The sequence below is a fragment of the Vibrio sp. S11_S32 genome (assembly GCF_014694465.1).
In the GTDB taxonomy this organism is placed as follows: domain Bacteria; phylum Pseudomonadota; class Gammaproteobacteria; order Enterobacterales; family Vibrionaceae; genus Vibrio; species Vibrio algicola.
This window is the reverse complement of record NZ_JAAUWS010000027.1, coordinates 1-20949: the sequence shown is the minus strand read 5'-3', so window position 1 is coordinate 20949 and position 20949 is coordinate 1. Positions and strand designations below refer to the sequence as shown.

Annotated in this window: 22 protein-coding genes; 16 read left to right on the top strand and 6 right to left on the bottom strand. The window is 44.0% G+C overall.

Annotated elements, in window-relative coordinates; genetic code table 11:
• Positions 1-254: 254 nt before the first annotated feature.
• Both HC723_RS12070 and HC723_RS12065 read right to left on the bottom strand, forming a co-directional pair.
• A complete protein-coding gene (locus HC723_RS12070) occupies positions 255-434 on the bottom strand; it encodes a hypothetical protein (RefSeq protein WP_190339275.1) in 180 nt (59 codons plus the stop codon).
• Positions 435-515: 81 nt separating this feature from the next.
• A complete protein-coding gene (locus HC723_RS12065; RefSeq protein WP_190339274.1) occupies positions 516-788 on the bottom strand; it encodes a hypothetical protein in 273 nt (90 codons plus the stop codon).
• Positions 789-1072: 284 nt separating this feature from the next.
• Between HC723_RS12065 and HC723_RS17470 the strand changes: the two genes are divergently transcribed.
• The 3 genes from HC723_RS17470 to nadS are packed head-to-tail and all read left to right on the top strand — an operon-like array spanning position 1073 to position 1678.
• Positions 1073-1240, top strand: a complete 168-nt coding sequence (locus HC723_RS17470; RefSeq protein WP_238925471.1) for a hypothetical protein — start codon at positions 1073-1075, stop codon at positions 1238-1240.
• On the top strand, positions 1218-1397 hold the full coding sequence (locus HC723_RS17465) for a type II toxin-antitoxin system RelE/ParE family toxin (RefSeq protein WP_238925470.1): 180 nt from the start codon (positions 1218-1220) through the stop codon (positions 1395-1397). The genes HC723_RS17470 and HC723_RS17465 overlap by 23 nt, the downstream gene beginning before the upstream one ends.
• Entirely contained in the window at positions 1394-1678 is a 285-nt protein-coding gene (nadS, locus tag HC723_RS12055; RefSeq protein WP_190339273.1) for a NadS family protein, read from the top strand. The genes HC723_RS17465 and nadS overlap by 4 nt, the downstream gene beginning before the upstream one ends.
• Before the next feature lie 256 nt (positions 1679-1934).
• On the opposite strand, the gene hypB is transcribed toward nadS, so the two are convergent.
• Together hypB and hypA are read right to left on the bottom strand one after the other, a co-directional pair.
• A complete protein-coding gene (hypB, locus tag HC723_RS12050) occupies positions 1935-3104 on the bottom strand; it encodes a hydrogenase nickel incorporation protein HypB (RefSeq protein ID WP_190339272.1) in 1170 nt (389 codons plus the stop codon).
• A 3-nt stretch (positions 3105-3107) separates the two neighbouring features.
• Positions 3108-3449, bottom strand: a complete 342-nt coding sequence (hypA, locus tag HC723_RS12045; protein WP_190339271.1) for a hydrogenase maturation nickel metallochaperone HypA — start codon at positions 3447-3449, stop codon at positions 3108-3110.
• 388 nt (positions 3450-3837) lie between these two features.
• Here hypA and HC723_RS12040 point away from each other — a divergent pair, with 388 nt between their 5' ends.
• The 11 genes from HC723_RS12040 (at position 3838) to HC723_RS11990 (ending at position 16925) form a co-directional block, all read left to right on the top strand.
• The gene (locus HC723_RS12040; RefSeq protein WP_190339270.1) at positions 3838-4413 is read left to right on the top strand and encodes a HupE/UreJ family protein; all 576 of its coding nucleotides are present in this window, start codon (positions 3838-3840) and stop codon (positions 4411-4413) included.
• A gap of 289 nt (positions 4414-4702) precedes the next feature.
• Positions 4703-7264 carry a carbamoyltransferase HypF gene (gene hypF / locus HC723_RS12035; protein ID WP_190339269.1) on the top strand — a complete coding sequence of 854 codons (2562 nt, stop codon included), beginning with the start codon at positions 4703-4705 and terminating at the stop codon, positions 7262-7264.
• 19 nt (positions 7265-7283) lie between these two features.
• A complete protein-coding gene (locus tag HC723_RS12030; protein ID WP_190339268.1) occupies positions 7284-7541 on the top strand; it encodes a HypC/HybG/HupF family hydrogenase formation chaperone in 258 nt (85 codons plus the stop codon).
• An 18-nt stretch (positions 7542-7559) separates the two neighbouring features.
• Positions 7560-8711, top strand: a complete 1152-nt coding sequence (gene hypD / locus HC723_RS12025; RefSeq protein WP_194704544.1) for a hydrogenase formation protein HypD — start codon at positions 7560-7562, stop codon at positions 8709-8711.
• Positions 8708-9709 carry a hydrogenase expression/formation protein HypE gene (hypE, locus tag HC723_RS12020; RefSeq protein WP_190339267.1) on the top strand — a complete coding sequence of 334 codons (1002 nt, stop codon included), beginning with the start codon at positions 8708-8710 and terminating at the stop codon, positions 9707-9709. The genes hypD and hypE overlap by 4 nt, the downstream gene beginning before the upstream one ends.
• 454 nt (positions 9710-10163) lie before the next feature.
• Complete coding sequence (locus tag HC723_RS12015) at positions 10164-11300, top strand: hydrogenase small subunit (RefSeq protein ID WP_190339266.1); 1137 nt, start codon at positions 10164-10166, stop codon at positions 11298-11300.
• Between the two features lie 3 nt (positions 11301-11303).
• Entirely contained in the window at positions 11304-13004 is a 1701-nt protein-coding gene (locus tag HC723_RS12010) for a nickel-dependent hydrogenase large subunit (RefSeq protein WP_190339265.1), read from the top strand.
• Positions 13005-13109: 105 nt separating this feature from the next.
• Positions 13110-13883 carry a Ni/Fe-hydrogenase, b-type cytochrome subunit gene (gene cybH / locus HC723_RS12005; RefSeq protein ID WP_238925469.1) on the top strand — a complete coding sequence of 258 codons (774 nt, stop codon included), beginning with the start codon at positions 13110-13112 and terminating at the stop codon, positions 13881-13883.
• A 2-nt stretch (positions 13884-13885) separates the two neighbouring features.
• Positions 13886-14518, top strand: coding sequence for a HyaD/HybD family hydrogenase maturation endopeptidase (locus tag HC723_RS12000; RefSeq protein WP_190339264.1), 633 nt, complete (start codon positions 13886-13888; stop codon positions 14516-14518).
• A gap of 81 nt (positions 14519-14599) precedes the next feature.
• Positions 14600-16612: a hypothetical protein gene (locus tag HC723_RS11995; RefSeq protein ID WP_190339263.1), complete on the top strand. Its 2013-nt coding sequence runs from the start codon at positions 14600-14602 to the stop codon at positions 16610-16612.
• Between the two features lie 22 nt (positions 16613-16634).
• Complete coding sequence (locus tag HC723_RS11990) at positions 16635-16925, top strand: HypC/HybG/HupF family hydrogenase formation chaperone (protein ID WP_190339262.1); 291 nt, start codon at positions 16635-16637, stop codon at positions 16923-16925.
• Positions 16926-16938: 13 nt separating this feature from the next.
• Here the strand turns inward: HC723_RS11990 and HC723_RS11985 are convergent, their stop codons facing one another.
• Positions 16939-17823 carry a LysR family transcriptional regulator gene (locus HC723_RS11985; RefSeq protein ID WP_190339261.1) on the bottom strand — a complete coding sequence of 295 codons (885 nt, stop codon included), beginning with the start codon at positions 17821-17823 and terminating at the stop codon, positions 16939-16941.
• Positions 17824-17998: 175 nt separating this feature from the next.
• Between HC723_RS11985 and HC723_RS11980 the strand changes: the two genes are divergently transcribed.
• Positions 17999-19255 carry an adenylosuccinate synthase gene (locus HC723_RS11980; protein ID WP_190339260.1) on the top strand — a complete coding sequence of 419 codons (1257 nt, stop codon included), beginning with the start codon at positions 17999-18001 and terminating at the stop codon, positions 19253-19255.
• A 92-nt stretch (positions 19256-19347) separates the two neighbouring features.
• Here the strand turns inward: HC723_RS11980 and HC723_RS11975 are convergent, their stop codons facing one another.
• A complete protein-coding gene (locus HC723_RS11975) occupies positions 19348-20370 on the bottom strand; it encodes a GGDEF domain-containing protein (protein WP_190339259.1) in 1023 nt (340 codons plus the stop codon).
• Positions 20371-20584: 214 nt separating this feature from the next.
• Here HC723_RS11975 and HC723_RS11970 point away from each other — a divergent pair.
• The coding region (locus HC723_RS11970) for a helix-turn-helix domain-containing protein (protein WP_190339258.1) at positions 20585-20949 on the top strand (365 nt) is incomplete at its 3' end.

Here is a 20949-nt window from a genome sequence, read left to right as displayed (position 1 = left end):
AAGAAGAAACATTTCGACACATGTGACGACAGCTTGGAGAAGGTGACGAGCGTCACAAGAACTCAAAAGCAATTCAAGCGAAGTGACAATGAAAACGAGGTTAACAATAGGCAGGGAAAATGTCATTCGTTGTTGGGCTTTCAGACCATTAGCTGCGGATCAAAGCAACAAGCTACGCCGTCTCCCATAACGGCATATTTGATTGTCATCATTCGCTTACGGCTAAAGGAAAAGCGCGTTTATGCTGTGGTATATCATCGATCATATTGTTTCCGCCAATTGAGAAACATCGCTTCGCTCACGCCAAGGCCGACAATCGCGCCACTGTGTAATTTCTCAATCTCCACCGAGGCAATCGCAATGAACTTATCGGCATTGGGGATCTGATGGTCATCACAAAATTGCTCAAGTAGGCTTTGTGCCTCATCGCCCACGGCCGTTTTACCAATGATTTGGCCTATGATTTTTTTACGCTCGCTTCGGTATTGAATCCGATACGAATCAATCTCCCCTATTTATTTTTCAACTACTTCATATTGTTGGCTAGAGCGTTGATATGCCCACGCGAATACTTCTAATGCAGGCAAATAATCACTGGTCTCATAAAAATAAATCAACGACTGAACATAATCCTCTTTCGGCACATCCACAAAACTCAGTGGGCAGAGGTTTTCTTGAATAAAAGGTAAATTACAACTCAAGCGCGCGGTGCGTTTATTCACATCTTCAAACGCTTGCAGATAAGACAAATGGATCAGTAAGAAAGTACCACTAAGGACACATTTCAATTATTAAGGACAATGACTAAAACAAAAGCGAGATCCCCTATCTGCTCGTGCTACTCGCGTATGGGATGACCAGATTGAAATTCCCCAACAATTCATGATTATTTAATGCTTTAAGCTTCATGGTAGAACCTAAACTTCAGCATTGTCTTGTTTCATCTATATCCCTTGTGTGGATATACCTTCATCTGTAAACGTTCATTAAATTGCTGTGCATTTTATGCTCGATTTACACATTGACATTCAAGGTGTACAATGTACACGAAAATCAAGGGTGCGCTATAACAATGAGCCATGCTATTGAGTTTATCGAGACCTCTATTTTCACCAGAAAAATTAAACACATCGCGAAAATGCTTCAAAGTGAACTTATCGCAAGCCCTGATAAAGGTAAATTAATCCAACACACTGGTGGGTTAAAGAAAAGTCCGAATGTCTGTAAGCAACCAGGGTAAAAGTGGCGGTGCTAGAGTGATCTATTTTTTAGCCACGACCGAAGTGATTTATTTGATTTTAGCTTATGCCAAAGGCGAAAAAGAAAGTTTAACGACACCAGAAAAACATGAGCTGAAGAAACTTACAAAACTATTAAAAAGCGAGGTACAAAAATGAGTCTATTTAATGAATTAAAAGCCTCTCTTGAAGAAGCAGTTGAGATTAAAAACGGTAACAAAAAAGCTGCTAACACCACCACTTATGAAGTGGCGGATGTTAAAGCGATACGGGCAAATTTAAACGTGTCACAAGTACAGTTTGCCAAAGCATTAGGCACCAGTGTTGATACGGTAAAAAGTTGGGAAAATAAACGTCGCAATCCAACGGGACTGGCAGCTAAAGCCTTGTTAATGATTAGAGATAATCCGTCTTTATATCTAGAATTTGCGGCGCATTAATTTGAACACTCAGTAGAGCAAAAAGCCAGATCCCCTATCTGCTCGTGCTACTCGCGTATGGGATGACTGCGCCGCCGCATCAACTGGCTATTCACTGTCAAGCTCGAGCGACTCATGTGTGGGGTAACTTGATTTATATTCTTCACCAATGAGCCATCTGCAAAATAAACAATTTCAAACACAAAAAAGCCGCCATTACTGCGATAAACAGAAATGGCGGCTTTATACTGTGTGTCTTTACTAATCAATACGAGTATTAGTTAGTTTTCAACCAATCTAACCATGCTTGCATGCCTTCGCCGGTAGTGGCAGAAACCGTGATCACTTGGATGTACGGATTGACTTTTTTAGCATTGGCGATACACGCTTCAACATCAAACTTCACATACGGTAGCAGATCGATTTTGTTAATGATCATCAGTTGTGAAGCGGCGAACATATTTGGGTATTTAAGCGGTTTATCTTCGCCTTCGGTAACCGACAAGATCGCTACTTTGTATTTTTCACCTAAATCAAAACCGGCTGGGCAGACTAAGTTACCCACGTTTTCGATAAACAGTAACCCGCCTTTTTCAAGTTGTAACTGATGACAAGCATCGTGCACCATTTGTGCATCTAAGTGACAACCTTTACCGGTATTCACTTGAACCGCCGGCGCGCCAGTGGCACGAACGCGATCAGCATCGTTTGAGGTTTGTTGATCGCCTTCAATTACCGCGCAAGTGCGATCGGTTTGAATGCGATGCAGGGTTTCGGTTAGCAAGGTTGTTTTACCCGAACCAGGGCTTGAAACTAGGTTTAATACCAGTTGCTGATCTTGCTTAAAATGTTCGCGATTGTGTTTCGCCAGCTTGTTATTCTTATCTAAGATATCGGTTTCAATTTTTAATAAACGACGTTGGCTGATACCCGAAACATGCACACCCGCTTCGCCGCCGCCATAATGCAAATCGTTATTTTCATCGACTGCCGCGACAAAGTTTTCGCTTTCATCATGATCGTGACTGTGGTGGTCGTGGTGAGCATGACTGTGACTCGCATGAGCATGGTTATGCGCTTGATGAGTGTGTTGCTGATCAGCGTGTTCATGATCAGCATGCTGGTGATGCGAATGTCCGTGAGCATGAGAATGTGCATTTGAGTGCTCATGCGCTTGATGAGGCGCGGCCGCAGCGTAATGATGATGGTGATGAATGATCACTTGGGTCGCGGCTGGGTAATGGTGATGATGCACTTCACCGCTTGGCGCATGAGAAGGTGCGTGCTGGGCGTGAGGTTGATGACCGTGTTCATGGCTATGCTGGTGGCTGTGTTGATGTTCGCCATGAGAATGCGCACCATGAGAGTGATGCCCGTGAGAATGATGATCGTGCCCGTGATCATGCCCTTCGATTTGAGTGTCGCCACATCCACATACTCCGCACATACGCTATTCCACCTCTATTTCTTTAACGCGTAATTCATCGCCCTGCATCACTTTCAATTGAAAGCCTCCGCAACTTGGGCAAGCATTACCACGTTGTTCTAAAACGACATCTTTCTCGCAAACAAAGCAATACGCTTCACCCGCGGCAGATTCAATATGTAATGTCGAATGTTCAGCAATCGTCCCTCTCGCCGCCATTTCATAACAAAACTCGATAGTTTCCGGCTCAATACAAGAAAGAGCGCCAATTTCTAGCAACACTGCAGTCACTTTTGTGAAGCCTTGTTTTTCAGCCGATTCGACTACCAAATTAACGGTGTCCATGCTGATAGACATTTCGTGCATAAAAAGATTCCTTGTACGCAGTGAAGAAATTGATTGGCTGCATTAAACCACTCAATTTCCCAATCTAATTTGATACGCATCAAAAGAAGCACGTTAAAAAAGGAGAATAATCAGCGTGTCTGACTGTTGCCAGTTATTTTGCAAGTCAAATATGTCGGTGACGAGTCATATTTGACGAACCAATTCAATTTAATAAAACAACCTCTCGTTCCCGACCAATTAAAACCGTTTAAAAACAACCAGATACATCAATGTAATATTTTGACACATTTTGGCTCGAATTTTGCTAAACACTGTGGTCAACTTTTTACAGTGTCATGGGTTACTTTTCGGTCATGGTATCAAGAGCAATTCTTTAACACTGATTCTAGCCTCCTAAGGATTAAAAATGAAAAAAACCACCATCGGCATTATTACTATTGGTACGCTTCTACTTTCACCAATTGCCTCTGCTCACATGGGGCCTCCTCATATTCATAATTCACTAGCAGACGGCGTGACTCACCCATTTTCAGGGTTAGACCACTTAGTAATGCTATTGGCAATTGGCGTGATGGCGCAGCATTTAAACGATGCTAAGAAAGCCATGATGATGATCGCCACAACGATGATGGTGATGCTAGCCGGTTTAGTGCTTGGCGCTCAGTTTGCAGGTGCACCAAGCGTTGAAGCCTTGATCACCGGTTCTTTATTTATTGCTGCTTTCAGTTTATGGAATCAAGCTCGCACCGGTAACAACATGAAAAAAATGTTATTGAATGTCGCTTCTGTCGCATTGATTTTATTCCACGGCTGGGCTCACGGCGCAGAATTTAACGGTTCAAGCTTAGTCTCATTTAGCCTTGGTATGTGTTTCTCATCTGTGGTTATTATGTCTATGGGCTTCTATGCCGCACGCTTTATCCCAACCAAACTATTGGCTAAAGTGACGGCTGTGTGTGGCGTTATCGTCGCATTCGCTTAATTTAGTTTTTATAAAAATTAAGTCAGGATTTGTTCTGGCTTAATTTTTATTATTTCCTGCCTAGCTGAAGCACGTATTCTCCGCCGATAACGACTGAGTTCATGACAAAGATCAACATCACACTTCCCATAACGCCATACACTTTGCTTGCACAAAAAACATTCATATTTATCACCCGCAAAATGAATCTAAACCTTGCGAGCGAGTCAAAATCGAATGCTCATAATATCTATCGTTAATAAAATTGAGTTCTAACAAAGTTTACTGCGAATAATAAAAGGTAATAAGCGTGCTGAAACGTCGACATATTGAAGTGAGTGGCATTGTACAAGGTGTGGGGTTTCGCCCTTTTATCTTTGGCATGGCGCAACAACATCAATTAGTCGGTTGGGTACTGAACCACTCGCAAGGCGTTAGTATTGAAGTTCAAGGCATTGACTCTGAACTTGAGCTTTTTATTCGCAATATCACTCAACAAGCGCCGCCATTAAGCCATATCGATAACATCGAGGTCGGTGAACTGGATGTGCTATCGGAACAACACATCGCAGCAGACTATCAAAACCAGTTTTCAATTCACGCCAGTCCAAACGCCAACTTGGTGAATTCAACCAACCAACTCAGTACTCATCTGTCGCCCGATTTTAGTTTGTGCGCAGATTGTTTAGACGATATTTATGATCCCAATAGCCGTTATTATCGCTACCCATTGACTAACTGTACTCATTGCGGCCCCCGTTTTAGCATCATTAAAGCGCTGCCCTACGACAGAAAAAACACCTCAATGGCCGATTTCGCCATGTGCGATCAGTGTTTGCAAGCCTATCAAGATCCAAGCGATCGTCGTTATCATGCTCAGCCGATCAGTTGCCCCAATTGTGGCCCTCAAATCCAATGGCGGATGGCGAATTATTCGACCATACCGGATTTAAAATTAAGTTCAGATCAAGTATTACAACACGCTGCTAACGCTATTTTAGCCGGTGGCGTAGTGGCAATTAAAGGCATTGGCGGTTTTCATTTAGTGTGTGATGCCACGAATGCCAAGGCGGTTGATAAACTTCGCGCCAGTAAGCATCGCCCAACCAAACCTTTAGCGATCATGGTGAAAAATCGCGCTCAAGCCGAGCATTATGTCGAGGCGAGCGCGCCCGAATGGCAATTACTCGAATCGCAACAACGCCCAATCACTTTGTTGCGTAAACGTCAAACTCGCGCCCATACATTCAAACCAGTATTGAGCAATTTAGCCGGTAATTTAGCGAGCAATCTAGCGAGTAAGCTAGTGAGCAACATCGCAACTAACGTGCCGTATCTAGGTTTGATGATGCCCTACACGCCGCTGCATCATTTATTGTTTGATTATTTAGAGACACCGTTAGTCTTTACCAGTGCTAACCGCTCTGGCCAACCGATTTTGATTAACGGTGCCGATGTTGCCGCCACATTTAAACTCGATCTGGCAGGCATCCTCGATCACCCTCGCGACATCATCAATGCGTGCGATGACAGTTTAGTCCACTTTGCCGGCGGTCAGCGCCAAATGCTGCGTTTAGGCCGAGGCTTTGCGCCTTTTTACTTCCCGCTACCAAACACGATCGAGCAACCGATACTGGCCGCAGGGGCACAACAAAAAGTCTCGTTTGCGATTGGCGCGGGGCAAAATAACGCTCAAAGCCAAGCGCTGATTAGCCCGTATATTGGCGATTTAACCAATTTAGAAATGCAGCAAGATTATCAACAGCGCATTAACAGCCTCACTCAACTACACCAAATAACGGTGGCGCATTATGTGTGTGATCAACACCCGAGATATGTCAGTCACCTTTGGGCGCAACAGCAGCTTACGCACAAGCTGGCAGTTCAAAAGCAAGTCGTAGAGCCATTAATAGCGAAGATTAAATTAGATACCATTCAGCACCACTACGCCCATGTGTTATCGGTTATGGCAGAACATCAATTAAATCAAACCGTATTAGGGTTTAGCTTTGATGGTACCGGCTTTGGTCAACCCGACGAATTGGCGACAAGCTTAGAACAAAACTGTGAATTATGGGGTGGTGAAGTGTTGATTGCCAATACCACCACCAGCCAACGTTGCTGTTCATTAAAACCGTTCCGTTTAATTGGTGGCGAACAAGCGATCACCTCTCCGACCCGTTTATTGTTGGCCTTATTACTCGAATATTATTCACTGGATCAAATCAAAGCGCTGCAACTTAACGCGTTTGCATCACTCCCCGAGCATCAACTCGATAACTGGCATGTTTTGTGGAGTAAAGGCATTAACAGCCCTTACACCAGTTCGATCGGACGCTTTATTGATGCCTATTGCGCATTAGTCACCGACATAGAAAGCGTCAATTTCGAAGGTGAATGTGGCTTAAAGTTAGAACAATTAGCACTGCAACTCGACTCCACATCAAGCTTGCCCATTGCGGCCCATTTATTTGAAATTAACCAGCAACAATGCGATTGGCTCCCTTTGCTGGTCATGAGTATTGACGCGCTTAAAGTTAACCCATTGAAAGCGGCGCAATCTAGCGCGCAACAAACCGAAAAAATTCAATCAAAACTGGCGCAATTGTTGTTTAGCCAGTTAAGTCATTTTGTGTTGGCAATAAGCGAGCAACATTCACAACTGCCGATCGTGCTTTGTGGTGGTGTATTCCAAAACCGAGTGTTAATGGATATCGTGTGCCAGCAATTAAAAACCAACAACAAACCCTATTATGTTAGCCAAACGCTACCTTTAAATGATGGTGGAATTGCGGCAGGTCAATTGTGGTTCGCGGCGCATCAAAAGCCGGAACGAGATACATTGCCAGCCGACCACATTGTTCCATCATAAAATCATCAAGAGAAATATTATGTGTTTATGTATACCGTCAAAAATTTGTCAATTTCACGACGAGGACAATCTTGTCACGGTCGATACTTTAGGCGTACAACGTCAGATCAGCACTCACCTGATTGCTGAGCCTTTAGAAATTGGTGATTACTTGCTGATCCATGTCGGTTTTGCCATTAGCAAACTCAACCAACAAGAAGCACAAGAAAGCTTAGCCGAATACCGTTCTATGCTCGAAAACATGAGCCCAGAAGAAGCTCAGGCTCTGTTTAATTAATTTGAGAGGACGCATATTATGGATTTAAAACAACTCTACCAAGGCTTTCGTGATCCTCAAGTAATGAAGTCTTTGGCACAACAAATCGAAATAAAAGCTAAGCAACTACCTCATCCACTCAAAGTAATGGAAGTGTGTGGCGGCCATACGCATACCATTATGAAATATGGCTTAACCCAATTACTGCCAGATAATATTGAATTTATTCATGGTCCAGGTTGCCCTGTGTGTGTGATGCCAAAAGAGCGGATCGATCAAGCGATTGAACTGGCGATGATGCCCGACACTATTTTAGTCACGCTTGGCGACATGATCCGCGTGCCCGGTTCAAAGGGTAGCTTAGCCCAATGCCGCGCCCGTGGCGGTGATGTTCGCCCGATTTACGATCCGATGGATGCGCTCACCATTGCCAAAGAAAACCCTGAAAAATCGGTCATTTACTTTGCGATTGGTTTTGAGACCACCACCCCAATGACCGCGATCTTAGTGCTGCTGGCCGAGCAACAACAGCTCAGTAACTTCTATATTCATTGCAACCATGTATTAGTACCACCCGCCATTAATGCCGTGATGTCAGATGGTCGCGCTAAAGTGAACGCCTTTATCGGCCCATCGCATGTTAGCGTGATCACCGGCGCCAAAATCTATCAACGCGTGGTCGATCAATATCAATTACCTGTAGTAGTGGCCGGATTTGAACCCGTCGATGTGATGCAATCTATGTTGATGTTGGTCGAACTGGCGATTGAAGCGGCGCAAAGTGAGACCATGCCACCGGTTGCAATCCAATATAATCGCGCAGTAACCATGGAAGGCAATCTTGCGGCACAATCAAAAATTGATGACGTGTTTGAAATTCGTGGTTCTTTCCGTTGGCGTGGTTTGGGTGACATCCCAGATTCGGCACTTAAAATACGCGATAAATACGCCCATTTAGATGCCGAGCTGATCTTTAAAACTCACTTATCGACCGAACCATTAAATGATCATAAAGCTTGTCAGTGTGGCGATATTTTACGCGGCTTGGCAAAACCGGATCAATGCAAAGTGTTTGGCAAAAACTGCACTCCAACTCAACCAATGGGCAGTTGCATGGTGAGCTCTGAAGGGGCGTGCAATGCTTACTACCGTTATTCTGGTCTAACTCAATCAAAAGTGAAAACACGATGAAACAAATTCAATTAAGTCATGGCGGCGGCGGCCAAGAAATGAATAGCTTGATCCACGATCTGTTCTTCCGTCATTTCGCCAATGACATCTTACTTAAAACCGAAGATGCCGCCGTGCTGCCGACCAACGGAAAAATCGCCTTTACCACCGACAGCTTTACCGTCGCACCGATATTTTTTGCCGGCGGTGATATTGGAAAACTGGCGATCGCAGGCACGGTGAACGATCTCGCCATGATGGGCGCAAAACCAGAATATTTAAGTTGCAGCTTTATGATTGAAGAAGGCTTTAATTACGCCGAGCTCAAAACCATCGTGCAGAGCATGCAAAAAGAGCTTGAAGTCTCTGGCGCAAAAATTGTGTGTGGCGATACCAAAGTAGTGCCAAAGGGAACACTCGATGGCGTGTTTATTAACACCACCGGCGTCGGCAGTTTTTATCACCAGCAAACCCTATCGGCCAGTGCGATCCAAGATGGCGATGCAATTTTAGTATCACGCGACATTGGTTGCCACGGCAGCTGCATTTTAATGGCGCGCGATGCGTTAAAACTGGCGTCCGATCTCACCAGTGATTGCGCCACACTTTGGCCAGTGGTTGAAGCTCTGCTTGATAAAAATATCACCGTGCGCACCCTACGCGATGCCACTCGCGGCGGGATCTCGGCGGTATTAAATGAATGGTGCGAGTTATCAAAAGTCGAAATGAACATCAATGAAGCCGATATTCCAGTCAGCGATGAAGTGAAAGGATTATGCGAATTGTATGGCTTTGAACCTTACGATCTTGCCAATGAAGGTACGATGGTGATCGCGGTTCCACAAGCCGAAGTTGAAGCCACATTAGCGGTGCTGCGTCATTTCTCAGCTTCTGCGAGTCACATTGGTAACGCTGCCCATAATCAAGATGGCAACCATAAAGTGATTTTACATAGTCCTTGGGGCAGTCGTCGTTATTTAGAATTGCCACAAGGCGAATTATTGCCGCGAATTTGTTAATTATTTGGCGGCTTAAACACCGCTGAATGCGTTCAATTCGACCTCAATTTGATCAACAATTTTAAGACCATTGACACTGCTACGTCGAATATCAAACATCAAACCGCCGTTGTTATCGCCTTGGCGGTTTGATTACTGTCAAATGTAAGTAAATATTACAAAAATACGCGTCAAGTGCTACCACGACTGGCAAAATACCTATAAACTGTATGGGTATTGTAATCATAGTGTGAATAAATAGCGTGGTACCTATGCTTTTTTCTGTGGTCGATCTTTATTGATCTAACATTCAATTGCTTAGTACTTATTCTTCTAACGCTCATTCCCCTAACACATGATTTAACTCCAATACTCTACTCTGCGTCTGTTACCAAGATCCATTCTTGTCCAAGCTCATTGGGCAGAAGTTCTTTGTATGCACGATCATTGCTCCCTTTATCAAAAGGTATGAAACATGGACACTCATGAAGCTCTCTTCCAGCAAGGCCAAAAACGCCTTGATAAACTTAAGCTGCTCGCGCCGCGTGATGGTGATAGCCTGCCGGAAAAACTGGCCGCTAAAGGCATCAGTCGCCGCGATTTTATGAAATGGAGCGCGATTGTCACGTCCATGTTGGCATTGCCAAATCCGTTTACCAGCTTAGTAGCACAAGCGGCCGAAATTGCCGATCGCGTCCCTTTGATCTGGTTGCATCTCGCTGAGTGTACCGGTTGTTCTGAGTCTTTGATCCGCGCGGATACCCCATCTATTGATTCGTTGATTTTTGATCATGTGTCATTGGAATATCACGAAACACTAATGGCGGCCTCTGGCTTTCAAGCAGAAGAAAACCTACAACACGCGCTAGAAACCTACAAAGGTAACTACTTATTAGCGGTTGAAGGCGGCGTCCCCACCGCAGCGAACGGTTCATTTTTAACCTTAGGTCCACATGGTGAAACCGGTCTGAGCCGAGTTCAGCAAGTAGCCAAAGATGCCGCAGCAATTATCGCGGTAGGTACCTGTGCTTCTTTTGGTGGCATTCAAGCGGCTGCGCCAAACCCAACCGGCGCGAAAGGCGTGCATGAAGTAGTGAAACAACCGGTGATCAACTTAGGTGGCTGCCCACCCAATGAGCGCAATATTGTTGGCACCTTAATGTATTACATCATGTTCGGCAAACTGCCTCCGCTGGATATGTTTAACCGTCCTAAATGGGCCTATGGCGCGCGCGTACACGATAACTGTGAGCGTCGTGGTCACTTCGATTCAGGCGAATTTGTGGAAGAGTTTGGTAGCCAAGAAGCCAAAGATGGTTACTGCTTATACAAAATGGGCTGTAAAGGTCCATACACTTATAACAACTGTCCGACTGAACGTTTTAACGGTCACACAAGTTGGCCTGTTTTAGCCGGACACGGTTGCATTGGTTGTTCTGAACCCGATTTTTGGGATGCCATGTCGGACTACGAAAAACCACTAAGCCGCCGTTTATTAACCGGATTAGACAGCACAGCAGATACCGTTGGCGCGGTTGTGCTAGGCGCTGCGGTTGTCGGGATCGGCGCACATGCCGTCACCAGTTTCTTTGCTAAACCATTGGATGATTGATTTATGAACAAACGTGTTGTCATTGACCCTATTACCCGCATTGAAGGCCACCTACGAGTGGAAGTTGAAGTAGATGCCGACAATGTCATTCAAAAAGCGTGGGCATCGTCTACCTTATGGCGCGGCATTGAAGTAATTGTTAAAGATCGTTCTCCACTGGATGTTGGCCTGATGGTGCAACGTATTTGTGGTGTGTGTACCTATTCTCATTACCGTTGCAGCACTGAAGCAATTGAAAATGCGTTAGGCATGTCGATCCCAGTTAACGCTAAATATATCCGCAGCCTGATGATGACAGCGCTGCATTTACACGATCACATTGTGCACTTTTATCATCTGCATGGTTTAGATTGGGTCGATGTGGTTTCTGCGTTAAGTGCCAGTCCTGCAAAAGCGGCGCAAGTGGCTATGCAATATTCTGACACTCCAATTGCTTGTGGTGAAGGCGATCTACGCCAAGTACAACAACGAGTAAAAGGCTTAGTCGATACTGGAAAGCTAGGGCCTTTTGCTAACGGTTATTGGGGCAACAAAACCTACAAGTTTAGCCCAGAGCAAAACTTGATCGCCCTATCGCATTACTTAAAAGCATTAGAAGTCCAACGTGTTGCGGCACAAATGTTGGCTATTTTCGGCGGTAAATCACCACATCCTCAATCTATTGTGGTTGGCGGGATCACCTCAGTACGCGACATGCTAAGCCCTGCTCGCTTGCAAGAGTGGAAACAAAAACTGGATGAAGTGGGTAACTTTATTGAAAACGCCTACTACCCAGACATTCTGATGGCAGCCGACGCGTTTAAAACCGAACCCAGTGCATTGGGCGGCTTAAATGTGAAAAACTTCTTATGTACCGATGAGTTCTTGCTTAATAAAGGCGAATACTTATTTACTCAAGGTGTGGTGAAAAACGGCGATCTGTCTAAAGTCTTTGACCTTAATCCAGATGATATTAAAGAAGATGTCACTCACTCTTGGTACACCGCCGATGCCCCTCAGCATCCGTATCAAGGCACCACCATTCCCGATTACACCGGCTTTGTGGAGCGCGATACCATCAATGGTAAATTGCCAACGCTTAATGAAGACGGCAAATACTCTTGGGTTAAATCACCTCGCTACCAAGGCGAAGCGTATGAAGTCGGCCCATTAGCCACTTTGATCGTTAACTACGCTCGTGGCAATGAGGTGGTGGTGAAAGAAGTCGATGCGTTCTTAAATAAAGCGGGTCTGCCCGTAACCGCATTATTTACCACCCTTGGTCGTACTGCCGGTCGTATGCTACAAAGCGTGATCAACCTACGCGAGAGTGAAAAAACTTTCAATGCGTTAGTCAGCAATATTGAAGTGGATGAATCAACCTATATCGAACCGGTGATCGACCCAAGTAAAGTGTATGAAGGTCATCAAATGATTGAAGCGCCGCGTGGCATGCTCAGTCATTGGATCCGCATTAAAGACGGCAAGGTTGAAAACTATCAAGCAGTCGTGCCAACCACATGGAACGCAGGTCCAACCGATGTCAACGGCAAAATGGGGCCTTACGAAGCTTCATTAGTCGGTATTAAATTAGAAGATCCAACTAAGCCATTAGAAGTACTGCGCATTATCCATTCATTTGATCCTTGCATGTCTTGCTCGGTTCACGTTATGGATTACAACAAGCAGTCTTTGGGCGCATTTAAGGTCAATACTGCCGGTTAATTCTTGCCGTTATTTTCCTTAATTTCTCCGTTTTACTCGGCATCTAGTGTTAAGTAGGACGGAGAGCATCCAAGCTTCTCAGGCTATCTCAAAGGACATAAAGCGATGAGTGAAGTATCACAACAGCTTGATAAAAAAACACCTAAAAAAGGTCGCGCTAAGCACATTCCGACCATGCGAGAATTTGCCTTTTCGCCGCTGATCCGTATTTTTCACTGGTTGCGTTTTCTGTCCATTGTGACGCTAATCGCCAGCGGATTTTATATTGCTTGGCCATTTCTTATGACGCCTAAATCTTCAGACGTCTTGGTTCAAGGTTGGGTACGCTTTGCCCACTTGGTGTTCGGCTTTATCTTTGCCGGCATTACCATTACCCGTTGTTACTTATTCTTATTTTCTCGCGATAACAGCGAACGACGATCGTTACGCGATGCATTAAGTTACGATCGCTGGGTATCACAGATCAAAGCTTACATTTTCTTAGGCCAACCGGATGAAAAGGCCGGACTTTATGGACCAATGCAGTTAGTCACTTATGCGACTTTCTATACATGTTCATTGGTGATGGTATTTACCGGATTGGCGCTGTATGCCAACGTGTACCATGAAGGCTTAGGCGGATTTCTATATGGGTTTGCGTCTTGGCTCACCATGATCTGCGGCGGTTTGGCCAACGTCCGTAATATTCACCATTGGTTTACTTGGGTGTTTATTGTGTTCTTGTTCTTACACGTTTACTTGGCGATTTGGACCGGTATTCGCTTTAAGAAAGCCGCGGTGGATGCCATCATTTCAGGCTACGATTACCATACTGAACATGATGAAGACGGCCACGAACAAGCCGACACTGTTGATTCTCATACCGATAACAAGAGTTGATAATGACAAACTCTGCTATTACAAACGATCACTCTGGCGAGGCCAAACCGGCTTGCCAGAGCTCGGCGCAGCCTCAAGACAGCAAGCATTTTAAAAGCCCTAAACGCATCTTACTGCTTGGTATTGGCAATATTTTGTATGGCGATGAAGGCATTGGTGTGCATTTTATCAATTACATTGCCGATAAATACACGATTGTTCACCCAGAGCATGAGTTTGATATTGTTGATGGCGGCACCCTCGCCCACGGCTTGATCCCGATGTTGGCCACTTACGACGATTTAATTGTGGTCGATACCGTTAACAGCGCCGATGGTCAATTTGGCGATGTCTACTTTTTCGATTTTGATCACGCGCCGCCAGAAGTCGATTGGCAAGGCAGTGCCCATGAAGTCGAAATGCTACAAACTTTGATCATGATGGAAATGGTGGGTGATAGACCTCATACCTTTGTGTTAGGCGTTATTCCAACCGTGATTGAACCTATGTTTATGGGACTCACTTCGGCGATTTATCGTTCGGTTCCAACTATGGAAAAACAATTGCTGCAGCACTTAACCTCACTTGGGTTTAGCTGCACCGTGAAACAAGCGATCACCATCGACACTGTGATCCCAGATGCGCAGAAACGTTAATTATTGAGCTGCTATTTTGAGCAACTTTCTTGAGCAACGACCTTGAGCAACTATCTTACGCCATCATTTTGAGTAACTATAATGACCACCACTCTATTCTGTTTTGATTTTATCTGTACTCAGCCAGTGCCTTTTTATCAGCACTTATGTAATCAGTTATTAAGCCCGTCAGACCCAAGCTTGCAAGCTGATCTGGCTCAAATCAGTATCGATAATCGTTATTTGAAAAATGGTCACTACCGCTACCGGATTGAAGCACAAGGCACTCAAGCCCAATTAGAAGCCTTAGCCGATCGTATTGCGCACGATTTCTTATTATCGGTTCATTTAGTCAAAACCAATATTGCGCCGCTTGAACAAAAACAAGGCAATAGTGAAGTGCACGCACTGCCTAACCCAAGATTACTCAAACCAAACCGCAAGCGATTATTTAAAGCGGCAGACACCACGAGCACCCCGCACCACCAGCTGATCCAACTTGATTATTGTGCCAGTTGCGCCCCTTTATTGGGTGACAATCAAAGCCCTCAGTTTGGTCAAATCGAGCTAAAATGCCCGTGTTGTCATGGTGAAGCGCACTATCAAACTCAATCAATGCACTCGTTAACCAAAGATCGCCTGTTGGCATTGGCGCAAACATTATTGGCTGAAAATACCGCCACTATTGATGAGCTTGGCATTACCTTAAGCACTCAAGATACGTTTCACCAGACAGTGAATAACCAAGGCTTATCCTCGCGACAATCGGCTGAATTGCGCCCGCAAATCTTGGTGTGTAACCCAAATACTCTCAGTCAGTATTTTAATGCCAGTCACGAACAAGTGATCACGCTTTCTTGTTTTGAAAAACCGGCGATTAGCCTCACGACTAAAGCGGATGCTCATGCCGACCTAGACTATGCCGCCCGTTGTGATGTCCGTTTTGCTTATAACCGCGCCTTAATTATCATTACTGAATATCTACGTCAAAAAGGCATTGATTGGGTATTTTATCGCTCAGTGGATCCGATCCCGAAAATGGCTTTTATCGACCAACATTGGATCTGGTTGCAACAACCGCATGATCTCGCCTTAACCACTAATATCGACAGTTTGCACGATAACGCTATTATCGGTGATTATCAGGCACAAATGCTTAAAAATCGCCTTTATATTGGCCGAGATCAGACATTGAGTGGTGTAGAGTTCGATACGACGAATGCCAAGTCTCAAGCAAAGGATCAGGCATTTAATGCTTTCTATGCCGCGCAACTGGCACATGGCTCGACTCATAAAAAAGACACCGCGACCCTCTTTTTCAGTCGCTCGTATTTAAGCCAGCTATTGACCAGTAACCGTATTGGTGACAATGGCAGAATCGAAAAAGACAAGCCTCAAAGTGAATTGCAATTTCCATTGCTGCCAGATGAAGGTAGCGCGTTAATCCAACAATTACGCGCTTCGATTGCGCCCAGTATCGAAGGCAATTTGTTAACTGAGCACAATGTGATTGATAAATTTCAAGCCGCTTACCCAGCAGAATATGCCGCGCTATCACAATTGACATTGGCACAACCGACTCAAAATCTCACCTCATTATTGGTGATCGCCGCCACTATTTTAGGCTTATCACACCCTCACACGACGAGCGATAATCAACGCAGTGTGGAACGATTACTCGCCCATGCCAGCCGTTTTAAAACCGAACATTCCGCACGTATTGATTTTCCAAAACAAGAAATAGTTGATGGCCCCAAAACACATAACAGCTTTGACTGGTGCCAAAGCTTTAAAAGTTTAATGAGTTTTTGTTTAGCCGAGCACTCACAACAAAGCAATAATGACGATAATGGTCATATTTCTGCATTAGCATTTGGATTTTTAGACTCATTAGCCGATGAAATAAGCCAATGGATCGAGCAAGCCGATAATCAAGTGGGGATCAAAAACATATTATTAGCCGGAGATGAGTTTCAATATGACGTGTTTACCCGCAGACTGTGTCGTCGTTTAGCGGCAAATTATTCGATTCATGCCAGTTGGTCATTGGATCTACAAGGCGCAAACTTAGCCGCTGGCGCATTATATTTACCCCAACGTCGCGCTTTTTCTTAACCCAACATAAAGAGTATTGAATATGTGTTTATCTGTTCCATCACAAGTGATTGAAGTGCATGATGATCTCACCGTTACGGTTGAGTCACTTGGCGTACAACGTCGCGTCAGCACGCATTTAATGCTAGAGCCACTAGAGATCGGAGATTTTGTCCTGATCCACGTCGGTTTTGTGATGAACACCATAGATAAAGAAGAAGTCGCCGCCAGCCTCGCGCTGTATCAAGAAATCGCCGACAAACTGCAAGCCGAAGAAGATCAGCGTTATGAGCAGCAGTTGCAACATACCCAAGCAACTAGCAATAATCAGTAATCAACGAGTAATATTAAACCGCTTTAATCTCATCATTAACCCAATGCAGTAATTGCTTGATTGCTTTTGATAGCACCTGATTTTGCCTCACAATATAACCTAAACTGGTGGTGGGAAATTGCGGTAATGGCGTCACGGTAGTGGTTAAATTTGGCTTGGTTCGCAATGAAAAATCAGGCACGATGGCGACCCCAAATCCCGCTTCAGCCCAATCAATTTGCGCATCCACACTGCCGACTTCCATAATGCGATATTTAGGTAAGTTGAGTGACGGCAGCGCACTATCAAGTAAATCGCGGGTTCGAGTATCATGCCCCAATAAAATCAAGGTTGGAGGCTCCGATAAGCGGATATTGTCATCCGCTTTTGCTTGTTGCCACAACGTCAAATTATTCCCTAATGCACACCACTTAATCTGTTGCAACTCAGTAAAATGCAGCGGCTCACTTTCTTTTTGCGCGATCACAAAACCCAAATCTGCTTCGGCGCTTTTCACTAAAGCAGAAGCTTGCGATGACGTGGTATTAAGCAGCGAAAAATCAATCCCTGGAAACTGGGCTTTAAATAATTGAAAAGGACCGATCAATAATAAGCGCGAAATAATATCACTAGCGGCGATGGTGAGTGTACCCTGACTTAAGTCATTGATTGTATTGAGATCCGATTGGCACATTTGCAACTCTTGCAAGGTATTTTGGCTCGTTGCTAACAGACGTAAACCTGCTTGGGTTAAACAAAATGGATTACGCTCGATCAGTTTTACCCGTGTGGTTTTTTCTAACTGTTTAATGTGCAAGCTGACATTCGGCTGGGTCATGTGCAACTCATTGGCTGTTTTGCCAAAATGCTTTAATTCCGCCAGGGTGACAAAGGTTTTTAACCAATGAATATCTAACATTTCGTTACCTCAAACATTATTGCTTCCCTTCAGCCATCATCGCTCACTGGCTCAAAGAGTAAGTTAGTCACCACAAGGCGATATGAATTTCTTATCAAGACTATAATTATAATTAATTTCTCATATTTTAACAGTGAGCATAAGATGTTTATTCAATCAATTTGGAGAATAAATTATGCCGTCTATTGTTGTTGTAGGTGCAAACTGGGGTGATGAAGGCAAAGGCCGTATCGTGGATTTTTTAGCCGATAATGCCGCCGCAAGTATTCGTTTTCAAGGTGGGAATAATGCCGGGCACACGGTTGTAAACGATTTTGGCACCTTTAAATTGCACCAACTTCCAAGTGGTATTTTTAATCCCGATTGTATTGCGGTGCTTGGTCCTGGCATGGTGATTAGCCCAGCAGCATTAAGCGAAGAAATGGCCGAAGTAAAAGCGGCAGGCGTCGAAGTTAAGATGTGTATTTCTGATCGCGCCACCTTGTGTTTACCGTTGCATGCGCTAGAAGATACATTAGAAGAACAACGTTTAGGCGACGCTGCTTATGGTTCGACTCGTCAAGGGATCGCACCGGCTTATGGCGATCGCGTAATGAAAAAAGGCATTTTAGTGGGTTGGTTAAATCAACCTGAAGTGTTGCAAGAACGTATTCAATTTATGCTTGATTGGAAGATGCCACAACTTAAAGCGCTCTACCCTAGCTGTGATTTTTCGCAAAGTGCCAGTGAGATGACCGAGTGGTTATTAGAGGTAACCGCAGCTTGGCGTCCGTTTATTTGTAATGTGACTGAGCCTTTAAAAGCGCTCCAAAAACAAGATGCCAATTTATTATTTGAAGCGCAATTAGGTGCGGGCCGCGATTTAGTTTACGGTGAATATCCATACACTACTTCTTCGAATGTCACCGCCGCTTATGCCGGTATTGGTAGCGGTTTGCCAGCCCTTCGCCCAGAGCGCATTGTGGCGGTAGCAAAATCATTTAGCTCATCAGTTGGTACGGGTACTTTAGTGACTGCAATGGAAGAACAAGATAACTTCCGTGAAAGTGCTAATGAATATGGCGCAGTAACCGGTCGTCCGCGTGATATGGGGTATTTCGATGCGGTGGCGACTCGCAATGGTGTCGAACTGCAAGCGGCAACAGAAATCGCACTCACCAAAATTGATTGCCTATCGGGTATGACCGATTTGAAAATCTGTGTGGCTTACGATGGCGATCACAGTGAAAACCCAATCTGGCCTCAAACGGCAGCATTAAGCCCTATTTATGAGCAAATGCAAGGTTGGAGCGAAGACATTACTGGCTGTCGCACTTTTGCAAGCCTACCGTCTGCGGCGCAACATTATGTACTGCGCATTGAAGCACTAATGGGCGTACCTGTAAGCATGGTTTCTGTTGGTCCTGAGCGTGATCAAATGATCATTCGTTAAACGCGATAATGATACCATCGTAGATATTGAACAAAAAATGCCGAGTAACATTACTCGGCATTTCTAATTCTATATCTTTATGATTACTGCATTTATCGAGTCTTCAAGCTAGAGATAAAGTGTAATTCATAAGATAATACGCGGTTATTCACCACCATTTCTTCATTGGTTAAATCCATTTCACGAAATAAGAAGTTACTGTACTTAATAAATAAGAAGTAAAACACCGACATGGGAACCCCTGCCACATGATGGCTATCAACAATTTTCATACGATGTTCGTGCAAATTATCATTGGTACGATTACACGAATACATCATTTTGAAGTAATTACTCATCAAGTAAGTCAGTTTACCATGATAAATATTTAACACGTCGTCATTCAGCTCATTTTGTAATAAATGCTCAGCTTGAATGTAATTCATCCGGTCGTTCATAGTTAATTTTAGTACGATTTCTTCATCAGATAAATTAATACCGAAACTATCAAACTCATCACAAATCGTTTCGATTTTATCAATCGATTTAGTATTAAGCAGAATTGAATCCGCTAATTTTAATGTTTGTTCCAAACTTTGCTGGCTATTAAGATCAAATGTGGCATAACCGGCACTGACTGAAAAATAGGGGATCGAACGCGCCTTACAATCATAAGTGATTTTCTGATTCACTCTCTCCATAAACTGTTCAGGATCAAACTCAACCGTTCTTGGAATGTAGAGCACGACTAAGAATTCATCGCCTCCCAAACGCACCACATCATCATCGTGCTTACAAATATGTCGCAGAGCGACGGCAATCAGTTCGATCGCTCTATCGCCCATATCATGACCATATTTATCATTGGTTTGTTTAAATTTGTTGGCATCGACCGAAAAAATATGCGCATCGCGATTATTAGCCAGTGCTTTTTCGATTTTTTTATACACTTTTTGATGCAAACCATTACGGTTATAGGTCTGGGTTAAGGCATCATAAAATTGCTTATCCCCTTCACGTAAGCCGCGCATAATTTGTACAGTAAAGATATAAATCAATATAAATACAAATAATAGCAATACCGCAAGATAAGAGTACATCTCAATCAACAGTTTCAATACCATCAAGAAAGACATTGAAAGATGAATCGATAATGCCCCAAAACTAGAAACATTTTCTTTTGTGGTTGTGTGGTTTTGAAAATTAAAATGATGTTCAATCTCGTTAGAAACTGTAGATTGATGATTATAGATAATTCCTAGATTCTCAGAATAACCGACACACTTGGTATAGACACGAGAGCCAGCTGCTCGTAGCCTGAAGTTCTCAAACAATAACCAAGGTACCCACATGGGGAAACAATACAAACAGCTGACTCTTGTTGAACGATACCAGATTGAAGCCCTGGTGCAATTAGAGTTTTCAGCCCGTCAAATAAGTAAAGAACTTAAACGGGGAAATAAATCGATATCATCAGAGTTGGGACGCTGCCCTCAAGGTCGATATACAGCAATAACGGCGCATGCCAATGCACTCCGTAAGCGTTCTTGTGCCGCTAAATTTATGAAAGTGACGAATGAGCTTAATAACAAAGTGAAATCTTTCCTAAGCCTCGGTTTCAGTCCTGAGCAAATGGCTGGACGAATGAAAAAGGAAAAGATAAGTTATTGTGCCAGCATGCATACTATTTATCGTTTAATTGCTCGAAATGGTTG

Coding starts and splice junctions, on each gene's coding strand:
- HC723_RS17470 (WP_238925471.1), top strand. CDS start 1,073: ATGAGCCATGCTATTGAGTTTATCGAGACCTCTATTTTCACCAGAAAA.
- HC723_RS17465 (WP_238925470.1), top strand. CDS start 1,218: ATGTCTGTAAGCAACCAGGGTAAAAGTGGCGGTGCTAGAGTGATCTAT.
- nadS (WP_190339273.1), top strand. CDS start 1,394: ATGAGTCTATTTAATGAATTAAAAGCCTCTCTTGAAGAAGCAGTTGAG.
- hypB (WP_190339272.1), bottom strand. CDS start 3,104: ATGTGCGGAGTATGTGGATGTGGCGACACTCAAATCGAAGGGCATGAT.
- hypA (WP_190339271.1), bottom strand. CDS start 3,449: ATGCACGAAATGTCTATCAGCATGGACACCGTTAATTTGGTAGTCGAA.
- HC723_RS12040 (WP_190339270.1), top strand. CDS start 3,838: ATGAAAAAAACCACCATCGGCATTATTACTATTGGTACGCTTCTACTT.
- HC723_RS12030 (WP_190339268.1), top strand. CDS start 7,284: ATGTGTTTATGTATACCGTCAAAAATTTGTCAATTTCACGACGAGGAC.
- hypD (WP_194704544.1), top strand. CDS start 7,560: ATGGATTTAAAACAACTCTACCAAGGCTTTCGTGATCCTCAAGTAATG.
- hypE (WP_190339267.1), top strand. CDS start 8,708: ATGAAACAAATTCAATTAAGTCATGGCGGCGGCGGCCAAGAAATGAAT.
- HC723_RS12015 (WP_190339266.1), top strand. CDS start 10,164: ATGGACACTCATGAAGCTCTCTTCCAGCAAGGCCAAAAACGCCTTGAT.
- HC723_RS12010 (WP_190339265.1), top strand. CDS start 11,304: ATGAACAAACGTGTTGTCATTGACCCTATTACCCGCATTGAAGGCCAC.
- cybH (WP_238925469.1), top strand. CDS start 13,110: ATGAGTGAAGTATCACAACAGCTTGATAAAAAAACACCTAAAAAAGGT.
- HC723_RS12000 (WP_190339264.1), top strand. CDS start 13,886: ATGACAAACTCTGCTATTACAAACGATCACTCTGGCGAGGCCAAACCG.
- HC723_RS11995 (WP_190339263.1), top strand. CDS start 14,600: ATGACCACCACTCTATTCTGTTTTGATTTTATCTGTACTCAGCCAGTG.
- HC723_RS11990 (WP_190339262.1), top strand. CDS start 16,635: ATGTGTTTATCTGTTCCATCACAAGTGATTGAAGTGCATGATGATCTC.
- HC723_RS11985 (WP_190339261.1), bottom strand. CDS start 17,823: ATGTTAGATATTCATTGGTTAAAAACCTTTGTCACCCTGGCGGAATTA.
- HC723_RS11980 (WP_190339260.1), top strand. CDS start 17,999: ATGCCGTCTATTGTTGTTGTAGGTGCAAACTGGGGTGATGAAGGCAAA.
- HC723_RS11975 (WP_190339259.1), bottom strand. CDS start 20,370: ATGTCTTTCTTGATGGTATTGAAACTGTTGATTGAGATGTACTCTTAT.